Origin of the sequence: Acinetobacter sp. Ac_3412, assembly GCF_013072675.1 — a bacterium.
Lineage (GTDB): Bacteria > Pseudomonadota > Gammaproteobacteria > Pseudomonadales > Moraxellaceae > Acinetobacter > Acinetobacter higginsii.
Map to the genome: position 1 here is coordinate 16031 of NZ_LXUJ01000012.1, position 12875 is coordinate 28905.

The following is a 12875-nucleotide window of genomic DNA, read 5'->3' on the forward strand; positions in this document are numbered from 1 at the left end:
TCAAAGGGGGTTTTAGGGGGATTTAAATATGTTAAAGATCAAGAATGAGTTTAGCTGGCTCTTCTAACAATTCTTTGATTGTTACCAAGAAACCTACAGCTTCTTTACCATCGATTAAACGGTGGTCATAAGAAAGCGCTAAGTACATCATTGGCAAGATTTCAACTTGACCATTTACCGCCATAGGACGCTCTTGGATTTTATGCATACCCAAGATCGCTGTTTGCGGCGTATTCAAAATTGGCGTAGATAATAATGAACCGAAAGTACCACCATTGGTAATCGTGAACGTACCGCCAGTCATGTCTTCGATACCTAATTTACCATCACGTGCTTTGAAAGCGTAATCACGGATACCGTTTTCCACTTCTGCATAGTTCATACGGTCAGTATCACGAAGGACTGGTACAACTAAGCCACGCTCACTCGATACAGCAACACCGATGTCATAGAAACCGTGATAAACAATATCATCACCATCAATAGAACCGTTCACTGCTGGGTAGCGTTTTAATGCTTCAGTTGCTGCTTTAACAAAGAAAGACATAAAGCCTAAACGCGCACCATGACGTTTTTCGAAAGCATCTTTATATTGCTTACGCATTTCCATGATTGGCTTCATGTTAACTTCGTTAAACGTTGTTAACATTGCAGTTTGTTGTGTCGCAGCCAATAAACGCTCAGCAACACGCTTACGTAAACGTGTCATTGGAACACGTTTCTCGATACGCTCGCCTACAGCAACGCTTAATGGTTGAACTGATGCAGCAGGTTTAGCTTGATGGCTAGCAACATCTTCTTTAGTGATGCGACCACCACGGCCTGTACCTTGTACGTCAGCAGCATTGATACCAGTTTCAGATAATGCTTTACGAACCGCAGGCGCTTGGTTTGAATCAACAGCTTGAGTTGATGCAGCCGCAGGCGCAGATGCAGCAGGAGCCGCCGCGGCTGGAGCAGCAACTTCAGGAGCAGCTGCAGCAACAGCACCAGCTTCGAATTGAGCAATCACTTCGTCAGAAAGAACTGTATCGCCTTCACCTTTGATGATTGCAACTAAGCTACCATCAGCTGGAGCAACCACTTCTAAAACAACTTTATCGGTTTCAATGTCACAGATCACTTCATCACGTGACACAGGTTCACCTACTTTCTTGTGCCAAGTTGCGATCGTACCGTCAGCAACTGACTCTGGAAATACCGGTGCTTTAATTTCGGTTGCCATTATTTAGAATCTCCTGATTGTTCAACTTCAATCGCAAGTGCGTCATTGATAAGCTGAGCTTGTTGTTTTGCATGCAAGTATGGCGAGCCACAAGCAGGTGCGGCAGATGCTTCACGACCAGCATAGCTAATACGGATTTGTTTACCAGATTTAAGAACATCTTCATACAAACGAGGAACGATGAACAACCAAGCGCCTTGGTTCTTCGGCTCTTCTTGTGTCCAAACAAGTTCTTGAATGTTTGGATAAGCTGCCATGACTTCAGCTAAGCGTTGTTCTGGGTATGGATATAACTGCTCAATACGAACAATCGCGATATGGTTTAAACCAAGCTCACGACGTTTTTCGAGTAAATCGTAATAAACCTTACCGCCACAAAGCACTAAGCGAGTTACGTCAGCTTTGTTGATTTGATCAATTTCATCGATCACAGTTTGGAATGAACCGTTTGCTAATTCATCTAAAGTTGAAGTCGCAAGTTTATGACGCAATAACGATTTTGGCGACATCACGATCATTGGCTTACGAATCGGACGAACTGCCTGACGACGTAATGCATGGAAAATCTGTGCTGGTGTCGTAGGTGTCATCACTTGCATGTTGTCTTCAGCACATAGCTGTAAGAAACGCTCTAAACGTGCAGATGAATGCTCTGGACCTTGGCCTTCATAACCGTGTGGTAACAACATGGTTAGACCACAAACACGCTCCCACTTGGTTTCACCCGAAGCGATAAACTGGTCAATTACAACTTGTGCACAGTTAGCGAAGTCACCAAATTGAGCTTCCCAAACGATCAAGCTTTTTGGCAATGTCGTTGAATAACCGTATTCAAATGCAAGTACTGCTTCTTCTGACAGTAAAGAGTCATAAACCGCAGTACGTGGCTGATTTTCTTTGATATGGCAAAGTGGGATATAAACAGAACCATCAACTTGGTTATGTAATTTGGCGTGACGGTGCGAGAATGTACCACGACCCACGTCTTCACCAGTAATACGAACCAAGAAACCATCATCAAGTAAAGTCGCATACGCTAAAGTTTCTGCAGCACCCCAGTTGAGTGGCATTTCACCTGTTTGCATTTTCACGCGATCATCAATGACTTTTTGAACTTGACGCTGTAATACAAAACCTTCTGGCAATGTATTCATTTTCAAACCAAGTTCTTTCAAACGATCAATGCTGAACGTTGTATCCCAAAGATCGGTGTATTCATGGCCCAAATAAGGTGTCCAATCGACGAACATCTTTTTATTTGGTTCACGAACTAAAGCATTAGCAACGTGGTTTCCTGCTTCTAAATCAGAACGGTAGCCTTCAACCATGGCATCAGCACTTGAACGATCAAGTACTTTCTCTTGAACCAATTGATCTGCATACAAGGTACGCGTAGTCGCTTTCTTGTTGATCACTTGATACATCAATGGTTGAGTTGCAGATGGTTCATCTGCCTCGTTATGACCACGACGACGGTAGCAGAACAAGTCTAAGATCACATCTTTACGGAACTCATGACGGAAGTCATGGGCAATTTGAGTCGCAAAAATAACAGCTTCAGGATCATCACCATTCACATGGAAAATTGGCGACTGAATCATTTTTGCAACATCAGTACAGTATTCGGTAGAACGTGTATCGCGTGGATCAGAAGTCGTGAAGCCCACTTGGTTATTAATCACGATATGAACGGTACCGCCCACTGTGTAACCACGTGTTTGTGACATTTGGAAGGTTTCTTGGTTTACACCTTGACCTGCAAATGCAGCATCACCATGTACAATCACAGGAAGTACATCATCACCGCCAATGTCTTTACGACGAACTTGACGTGCACGTACTGAACCTTCAACCACAGGACCAACGATTTCTAAGTGGGATGGGTTAAATGCCAATGCTAAGTGAACTTCGCCACCTGGAGTCATGACGTTTGAAGAGAAGCCTTGATGATACTTAACGTCACCAGAACCTTTTTTATGTAGGCTCTTGCCTTCGAACTCACCAAACAGATCAGCTGGGTTTTTCCCCATGATGTTGACAAGAAGGTTGAGACGGCCACGGTGTGGCATACCAATCACAACTTCTTTACAACCGACACTACCTGCACGTTGAATGATTTCGTTCATCATTGGAATAAAAGACTCACCGCCTTCCACACCGAAACGTTTTGCACCAACGAATTTGTTACCAAGATACTTCTCTAGGCCTTCAGCAGCAGTTAAACGCTCCAAGAAACCTTTTTTCTGATCATTGGTATAATTGAATTTACCGCGAACACCTTCCAAACGCTGTTGAATCCAACGCTTTTCTTTAGTGTCAACGATATGCATGTATTCTGCACCAATTGAACCGCAGTAAGTTGCTTCCATGGCATCAACCATTTCAGACAATGTTGCTTCTGCTTTACCAATTGCGAGGTTGCCTGTATTAAATACAGTATCGAGATCAGACTTAGTTAAACCGTGTGCAGATAAATCGAGGTCAGGAACGTCTTCGCGTTTCGCAAGACCTAATGGATCGAGTTTAGCTTTTTGATGACCACGGTTACGGTAAGCAGCGATGAGTTGTAATACACCAATTTGACGACGCTCATGTTCTGTACTTACAGTGCTTTGTACGACAGGTTGAACTCGGCTTGCATTACGTCCCAAAAGGAGGAATTGCTCGCGCACACTGCCGTGTGGTTGATCACCTTTAGGGTATTTATCGAAATATTCACGCCAATCCTCTGACACTGAGGTTGGAGAAGTTAGGTACTGCTCGTATAGCTCTTCAATATACGCTGCACTATCAGCGGAAAGTTCAGTGTCAAGACGCGATGCGTCAGCAACTTCTTGCATTTTTGGACCCATTTCCTATTGCAAAAAATAATACAGGCTGCCTTTTAAGCACACCCATGATTCATAGTGTCAAATTGGTAAACACGACACTACTACTCAAGATCATCCAACCTTGAGACATTATTACTACACATCAGGAGTATTCCCTTTGATGTAACAAATGAGCTACGCACCTTCAATTCAAGGCACATAACTCATTTTTCATACTCGATGAAATCGAGCAATTTTTTGCAAATCATTTTAGAAAAATTAACTGGATTTTTAACTTTTCTAAATTGACTTTTTCCATGAAATCTGTACAAATCTCTAAGGCATTATCGATCGATAACATCCAGAATCTGTTTATTTTTTGATTTCATTTGTGGCAGAAATCCTATCATGTTCTCAAGCAGGGATTGATTTTTTTGACACATACCATCTATAAAGCAGCGAAATACACACATCAAATTATATTCTAATATACCGCCCTTTTGATAAAAGTTGCACTCCAATCGATCAAAAATAAACATTCTCTACAAATCTTGCACAAACCTTATTCAGTTTGATGAAAAATAAATCAATATATTTATCATATCGATTCCCATGATTTGGTTTAACAGCAAAATCTATAAATATTTAAGGCCTCATTTCTAAAATTCAAGCCCAACTTTTGCAAATAGATATTTTTTAAGCAGTCAGGAATTACAGCAACCATAAAAAAAGAAGCCCCTTTCGGAGCTTCTCTTTTTTACGCTAGAAAAAGCAGATTAACCCGCTTGATCCAACAGCATATTACGAATGTGACCAATAGCCTTTGTCGGGTTCAAACCTTTAGGACATACTGATACACAGTTCATGATCCCTTTACAGCGGAACAAAGAGAATGGATCGTCTAAACGAGCCAAACGTTCTTGTGTTGCCGTATCACGAGAGTCAATGATGAAGCGGTATGCATTTAACAATGCAGACGGCCCAAGGAACTTATCAGGGTTCCACCAGAATGATGGGCATGACGTTGAACAACATGCACAAAGAATACATTCATATAGACCATCTAAGTGTTCACGTTCTGCTTGAGACTGTAAACGCTCTTTTGCCGGTGCTGGCTGATTATTAATCAAGAATGGTTGGATCTTGTCATATTGATCATAGAACTGGTTCATGTCTACAACCAAGTCTTTTACCACTGGTAAACCAGGTAAAGGACGGATCACAATCTTCTCTGGTAAATCGTTCAAGTTCCACAAGCACGCTAAACCATTTTTACCATTGATGTTCACACCATCCGAACCACAAATACCTTCACGGCAAGAGCGACGGAATGTTAATGACTCATCTTGCACTTTCAACGCAAGTAACGCATCAAGCAACATACGATGCTTATCGGTTAACTCAAGTTTGAAAGTTTGCATGTACGGCGCTTTATCCTTATCAGGATCATAGCGGTAGATTTCGAATGTACGAGTGCCTCTACTCATCTTTGTTCTCCCGATTAGAATGTACGTGGTTTAGGTTCAATTGCTTCAACCGTTAATGGGCTGAAACGTACCGGCTTATATTCAAGACGGTTATCTGATGAATACCATAAAGTATGCTTCATCCACTCATCATCACGGCGACCGTAAGAATAAGTTGGGTGATCAGGTGCTAACTCATAGTCAACAACTGTATGCGCACCACGACATTCTTTACGTGCAGCAGCAGAAATCAGAGTCGCTTTCGCAACTTCATACAAGTTTTCAACTTCTAACGCTTCAACACGCGCAGTGTTAAATACTTTAGATTTGTCTTTCAAATGAATGTTACGAACACGCGGCTCAATCGCAAGAATTTCTTTTACGCCCTTATCAAGCAATGCTTGAGTACGGAATACACCGGCGTGATCTTGTACGATGTCACGGATTGCATCAGCAACTTCCTGTGCGTTTTCACCCGTTGTTGAATCATCAAGCTTACGGATACGCGCTAAAGTGTTCACCAAGACATCAGTTGGAAGCGGTGCATAATCATCGCCATGATGTTTAGTTACATAGTCAATGATGTGCTCGCCCGCTGCTTTACCGAATACCACAAGGTCAAGCAATGAGTTGGTACCTAAACGGTTTGCACCATGTACTGATACGCAAGAACATTCACCAATTGCATAGAACCCTTTCACAGGTTTTACGTAATCACGAGTACCGACATAATGATACTCTTTAGTGTCTTTGTTGTAGCTTGCAGAGAATTCACCTTCTTCTACACCATGTGGTACAACCACTTGGCCATGAATATTGGTCGGAATACCACCCATTTGATAATGGATTGTTGGTACCACTGGAATTGGCTCTTTAGTACAGTCAACGTTTGCAAACTTCTTACCAATCTCAAATACAGACGGAAGACGTTTCATAATCGTTTCAGCGCCTAAGTGAGTCATATCCAATAAGATATAATCCGCTTTAGGGCCACAACCACGACCTTCTTTAATTTCTTGGTCCATAGAACGTGATACGAAGTCACGTGGCGCCAAGTCTTTTAAAGTTGGTGCATAACGTTCCATGAATGGTTCGCCGTCTTTGTTACGAAGGATACCACCTTCGCCACGACAACCTTCAGTCAACAATACGCCTGCGCCAGCAACACCCGTTGGGTGGAATTGCCAGAATTCCATATCTTGCAATGGAATACCTGCACGAGCAGCCATACCAAGACCGTCACCAGTATTGATATAAGCATTGGTTGATGCGCGATAAACACGACCCGCACCACCTGTAGCGAATAAGGTTGCTTTGGCTTGGAATACAGCAATGTTACCTGTTTCTTGGTCAATCGCCGTTACACCAAGTACATCACCTTCTTCGTTACGGATTAAATCTAATGCAATCCATTCAACGTAGAACTGAGTACCCATTTTCACGTTGCTTTGATACAAGGTATGCAATAACGCATGACCTGTACGGTCAGCAGCAGCACACGCACGTGGAACTGCTTTTTCACCATAGTTTGCAGAGTGACCACCAAATGGACGCTGATAGATCGTACCATCTTCATTACGGTCAAACGGCATACCCAAGTGTTCAAGCTCATACACAACTTTTGGCGCTTCACGTGTCATGAACTCGATTGCGTCCTGATCGCCTAACCAGTCAGAACCTTTCACCGTGTCATAGAAGTGATAATGCCAATTATCTTCTTGCATGTTACCTAACGAGGCACCAATACCACCTTGAGCGGCAACTGTATGCGAACGTGTTGGGAATACTTTGGTCAATACAGCAACTTTTAAACCCGCTTGAGCAAGTTGGTAAGCAGCACGCATACCAGAACCACCACCACCAACGATAACTGCGTCGAAAGTGAGGTTTTGAATATTTGAATAATCTTCTTTAGGGTTAATTGCGCCCATGATCTCTTCCTATCAATTTGCCCAGAAAATCTGGATACCCCAGATTGCGTACACGAACACTGAAATAATGACAGCAGAAGTGAGTACAAGGCGTAAACCTGAAGCTGAAGGGCCCATTTGACGAGTCGTTACATAATCAGTAAAGACTTGCCACATACCAATCCAAGCGTGTGCAACCAGCGATAACACTGCTAATAAAGAGAAAATCTTCATTGGCAAAGTCAGCATAAAGCCAGCCCACTGTTCATAACCAAATCCGCTATTGCAAAGGATCCAGCCAAACAACACTACAGTGTATGCAGCTAACACTACAGCACTGACACGTTGGATATACCAGTCGCGAGAACCTGAACCTGTTAAACCTGTAGCACTTTTCATCAGAACATAATCCATACGAATGCTGCGACAATACCAACCGCAGACAAGATCAATGAAACTGTAGCAGCGATACGACCGCTTTGAAGTTCTTCAGCAAAACCGAGGTCAGCAAGTAAATGCTTCACACCTGCAATAAAGTGAAAAATCAAGCCAGCTACAAATACCCATACGATGAAACGTACAATGATATTTCCGAAAACGACATTTTTAACGTAGTCAAATCCTTCTGGTGAAGATAAAGATTTATCCAAAATCCATAAAAGAACTGCGACTAATAAGAATACGATTACACCTGATAGACGGTGTAGAATTGATGCAATAGCCACGGGTGAGCGTAAATTTACCGCTAACACCTGACCCATGGACAAATTGACAGGTCTGTTGCTTTTCACAGCGGGCATCCTGTAGGTAGAAACTCCATCCGGAGTTTGTTTGAATTAATTCAAAGGAAAGCTGGCATTGTTAGGCAAGCACAGCACATGCCTAACCTATAAACGACATCGAATTATAAAACGTGAAATATCAAAATACAAACAATCAACTTTCGCTTTAGTCGAAAAAAACTTTAAATAAGAATCATTCACACGCATAATAGCGGCGATTAATGCATCAAGTTTAAGCAAAAACAACTATCTGATTGTTTTGTAATGATAAAAATAAAATACTATTTTTTATAGATACTTTTTAATTTTATAAATTCTTTTCTTCATATTTCACAAAAAATGCCCTTTTCAGCGTCAAAGCAGCGCAATTTTTCAACCTTTATATATAGCCCCAAATAATACTGCTCATTTATATATTAAATATAATTAATTAATAATCTATTTTTAAGATTCCTTTTGCCAAATTCAATGAGTCATTTTTTAGGCAATTAATCGCACCAAAATGCACCAATAATGAATTTACCTAGAGCGCTTTTGATTGCTTTTTGAATGAACAGTTCACGGCAAAGTATGGCCGTTATAGGGCTTGCAGACGGGATAAGTATTTATTTTATAAGCAGCAACATCTGACCCAAATAAAAATTTACTTACAATTGGACTGATGCTTCATTTTTTTTATGCACCTGAAACTTGATTTGACATATTATACTCGACCGGTGCTGTGATTTTACTCAGTTTTTTCTTCGATACTGAATGACTAATTGACTGTAGCAACGTCATTTTTTATCCCTAAGTATAATTGACAAAATTTTAGTAACCACTAATCTTATAGCAAATTTTGACACCGTCTGATTCGCACATGACAAGATTAGTATTTCGAGTCAGATAATCATTCACCAGGACAGGAGATCTATTGAATGTCTGCAGCAACTGGCAAAAAAGCCGTATTACAGCTTGATGGCAAAGAAATTGAATTACCAATTTACAGCGGCACATTAGGCCCAGATGTAATTGACGTTAAAGATGTATTGGCATCAGGTCACTTTACTTTCGATCCTGGTTTTATGGCGACAGCGGCTTGCGAATCTAAGATCACATTCATTGATGGTGACAAAGGTGTGTTATTACACCGTGGCTATCCAATTGATCAATTAGCGACTCAAGCAGACTACTTAGAAACTTGCTACTTACTACTTAATGGCGAGCTTCCAAATGCTGAACAGAAAGCAGAATTTGATGCGAAAGTACGTAACCATACGATGGTTCACGATCAAGTAAGCCGCTTCTTCAATGGTTTCCGTCGTGACGCTCACCCTATGGCAATCATGGTTGGTGTTGTTGGTGCATTATCTGCGTTCTATCACAACGGTTTAGACATCGAAGATGTTAACCACCGTGAAATTACTGCAATTCGTTTAATCGCGAAAATCCCTACACTTGCAGCGTGGAGCTACAAGTACACTGTAGGTCAACCATTCATTTACCCACGTAATGACCTTGGTTATGCAGAAAACTTCTTACACATGATGTTTGCTACGCCTGCTGACCGTGATTACAAAGTAAATCCTGTTCTTGCTCGTGCAATGGATCGTATCTTCACGCTTCATGCTGACCACGAACAAAATGCGTCTACGTCTACCGTTCGTCTTGCTGGTTCTACTGGTGCGAATCCATATGCATGTATCTCTGCGGGTATCTCTGCACTTTGGGGACCTGCTCACGGCGGTGCAAACGAAGCTGTACTTAAAATGCTAGATGAAATTGGTAGCGTAGAAAACGTTGCTGAATTCATGGAAAAAGTAAAACGTAAAGAAGTTAAACTCATGGGCTTCGGTCATCGTGTTTATAAAAACTTCGATCCACGTGCGAAAGTCATGAAAGAAACATGTGACGAAGTTCTTGCTGCATTAGGCATCAACGATCCACAATTGCAACTTGCAATGGAACTTGAGCGTATTGCACTGAACGACCCGTACTTCGTTGAGCGTAAGCTTTACCCGAACGTAGACTTCTACTCAGGTATCATCTTAAAAGCGATTGGTATCCCAACAGGTATGTTTACGGTGATCTTCGCGCTTGCACGTACAGTTGGTTGGATCAGCCACTGGTTAGAAATGCACAGCGGTCCTTACAAGATCGGTCGTCCACGTCAGCTTTACACAGGCTCGACGCAGCGCGACATCAAACGTTAATTTCGATTAGCGTTAATAAAAAAAGGATGCTTCTGCATCCTTTTTTTTATTTTTATCGGTTATGCTCAAAAAAGAAAACCTAAACAACATTCATTTTGCAGAATTAATTATATCGAGCCAATGATCAAAAAAACCGCTGTTTTGATGCAAGTCACACTGCCCGTCTTTCAAATAACAATTGCGTCTTTTGCGTTGTTTTTATTGATGATCATACTGACTTGGCTCTTACTGGTTTACTTTAGTTATGATTTAAGCCTGTACTATCTTTATCAATTCCTGCCTTTCTTCGCCCAACTGCTTAGTATTGCTTTGATGTTTGCTTTATTGATACCGACGCTTTACCTGTATAACCAGCTTTATCAAAAATACTTTAGACGTCCCATCACCTTTAAGTTATATCAGCAAGGCATGGCACTGGAAGATTCCAAGCAAGCTACTTTTTTCTCTTGGCAAGATTTGATTCAGATACAACTTCAACAACGACAAACTCAAATCCATAGTTTTAATCTCTTAAGCACAAGCAAACCCTATCGACAGTATTTTTATTTTAACTCATGGATGTGGCCTGCCACCTTAACCCAGCAACATTGTGAGTTTTTACCATTCTGGAAAAAACTGGAAGCACTGGCAAAACAGCAACAGTTGCAACGGATCAGCAACGCAAGTACCCACAAGAAAACCCATATTGATATCATTAGCATAATTGCAAATCAACAGGCGCTAGACACTTTTCAACGAAAACAGAGATGGTCAGCTATCGGATTAACGCTTGGTATTTTAGTCAGCTTTAGCCTTTTTATGAGCTACTTACTCTGGCGTGAATTTGATGATGGCAGCATTGATCTGCCTCATCAACAAACCCAGTCAATCTCCGGCACAAATTTCGAAACATTTCAGAATCAGGTCTATATTTTTAAACAAGGTCAAGGTACTTTTTTAGTTCCCCAAGTAAAGGCTAATCAATTTACAGGTTTAGCTCTGAGTAATCTCCCTAATCGTGCAGATGAGCTGTATAGCAATGTCGGTAAAACACCGCAACAGGTTTACTGGCAAGACCACATCTTGTCTCAATTAAATCCTGCGCAAACACGCTATTTAGGTAATGATTTCACCAAAGATCATCAACAGGTTTACTTTCGCGATATAGGTTTAACCAACGCGAATGCCGCTCATTTCTCGACAATATTACATCCAAGATTCAATACACTTAGCTATTTTTACGCCAAAGATGATCAACAGGTCTATTACAAAACAAAAGCATTAACAGATTTAGATCCACAACAGAGCCAAGCATTTCCAAATAGTAGTCAATATATCCACGATCACCGCTATGTTTATTATCAAGACAAAAAGCTGGGCAAGTTAAATGCGCAACAGACGCAAATTTTTAGTAGAAGTAACCGTTTTAGTCAGAACTTAAATCTAGCAACAGACGGTCGATCTTTTTATTTAAATGAACATCCATTACCACATATTGCTGAGCACAAGTTTTGGGGAACAACACCTGTTGATTTATCACACCTGCAACTCATTGGTAGCCAAAGCAGTGAGCCCTATACAGGAAATTTCAGTTATATTTTTACAGATCAGCAAAACATTTATATCTATGATGAATTTTATCAACGATTAAAAGTGCTCTATCGATTTCCTCAACCAATGCAGTTGCAGGTTCTGGAGGATCGGCGCTTTAGTGATGGAAAAAATATGTACACCATCACTGAAAAGATCTACCGATCTAAAGGACGCTCTTCAGGAACGACCACACATGGTTTTAAAATAAGCCTGATTCGTGAACAAGATCAACAGATCATGGCACAATATTTTGCTCGCAACCCTAGCGCTTTAAAACTATCCAACCTGTTTCATAACCGGGAGATCAACAGATCTCAGAATTAACAAGATCAGCTGGATGTTGATCAACACCCTTCATAATCGACAAGATTACCTACAACATGTGATTGCTTAAATCTCATCTTCTTCTAGCTCTAATGCACGCAATAAGGTATTGCTGATGCCATCCGCACGCAACCAAGCCAATTCATAGCTGGCCTTCGCCAGAGCCAGTACACGACGTTCAAACTCATCCCAGATCGGTTTAACCTGAGCATCGCTAATTCCCAGCCCACTATCATGTGCCAAGTGTTTGTTTTTTTCACAAATCTTCAAAGCATGATAAAGCTTACGTCCTTTACTGGCACTTTCTAATACGCGTGTACGCTTGTTCTGAATAAAGCCTTCAATATGCGGTAAATTTGCATGAGGCAACAAGGGCACCAAAATTTGATCCAGTTGCGCATCTAAACGCTTCCACACCATCAAACGCTGCTCTGCAGTATAGGTATTCCACTGAATCACTTCATGATTAAAACGGCGACAGCCACGGCAAACCAGATCACCAAATACCGTTGAACAACGCCCTGCACATGGGGTCAATGATGGGATTCGACGATCATTACTCAAAACCAACTCCTCTAAAACCATATTTATTTT

At 41.3% G+C, this 12875-nt stretch carries 9 protein-coding genes; 2 read left to right on the forward strand and 7 right to left on the reverse strand.

All coding sequences use genetic code 11. From position 1 onward, the window contains the following. Positions 1-31: 31 nt before the first annotated feature. The 6 genes from odhB to sdhC form a co-directional block, all read right to left on the reverse strand. On the reverse strand, positions 32-1225 hold the full coding sequence (gene odhB / locus A7P54_RS15390) for a 2-oxoglutarate dehydrogenase complex dihydrolipoyllysine-residue succinyltransferase (RefSeq protein ID WP_171550093.1): 1194 nt from the start codon (positions 1223-1225) through the stop codon (positions 32-34). After that, positions 1225-4065, reverse strand: a complete 2841-nt coding sequence (locus A7P54_RS15395; protein ID WP_216077137.1) for a 2-oxoglutarate dehydrogenase E1 component — start codon at positions 4063-4065, stop codon at positions 1225-1227. Before A7P54_RS15395 ends, odhB begins: the two co-directional genes overlap by 1 nt. A gap of 746 nt (positions 4066-4811) precedes the next feature. Beyond that, a complete protein-coding gene (locus A7P54_RS15400) occupies positions 4812-5522 on the reverse strand; it encodes a succinate dehydrogenase iron-sulfur subunit (RefSeq protein WP_004664446.1) in 711 nt (236 codons plus the stop codon). Between the two features lie 14 nt (positions 5523-5536). Beyond that, positions 5537-7432 (reverse strand): FAD-dependent oxidoreductase, encoded by a 1896-nt coding sequence (locus tag A7P54_RS15405; protein ID WP_005322752.1) that lies wholly within the window; start codon positions 7430-7432, stop codon positions 5537-5539. A 12-nt stretch (positions 7433-7444) separates the two neighbouring features. Continuing rightward, a complete protein-coding gene (gene sdhD, locus A7P54_RS15410; protein WP_004652198.1) occupies positions 7445-7810 on the reverse strand; it encodes a succinate dehydrogenase, hydrophobic membrane anchor protein in 366 nt (121 codons plus the stop codon). Then, positions 7810-8211 (reverse strand): succinate dehydrogenase, cytochrome b556 subunit, encoded by a 402-nt coding sequence (sdhC, locus tag A7P54_RS15415; RefSeq protein ID WP_017401997.1) that lies wholly within the window; start codon positions 8209-8211, stop codon positions 7810-7812. The genes sdhD and sdhC overlap by 1 nt, the downstream gene beginning before the upstream one ends. 899 nt (positions 8212-9110) lie before the next feature. On the opposite strand from sdhC, the gene gltA reads away from it, so the two are divergent. Further along, a complete protein-coding gene (gene gltA / locus A7P54_RS15420; RefSeq protein WP_004652200.1) occupies positions 9111-10385 on the forward strand; it encodes a citrate synthase in 1275 nt (424 codons plus the stop codon). Positions 10386-10505: 120 nt separating this feature from the next. Next, positions 10506-12281: a DKNYY domain-containing protein gene (locus A7P54_RS15425; protein ID WP_171550095.1), complete on the forward strand. Its 1776-nt coding sequence runs from the start codon at positions 10506-10508 to the stop codon at positions 12279-12281. 66 nt (positions 12282-12347) lie between these two features. Here A7P54_RS15425 and A7P54_RS15430 read toward each other — a convergent pair whose 3' ends face one another. Continuing rightward, entirely contained in the window at positions 12348-12845 is a 498-nt protein-coding gene (locus A7P54_RS15430; RefSeq protein WP_026057483.1) for a DUF1289 domain-containing protein, read from the reverse strand. Positions 12846-12875: the final 30 nt, after the last annotated feature.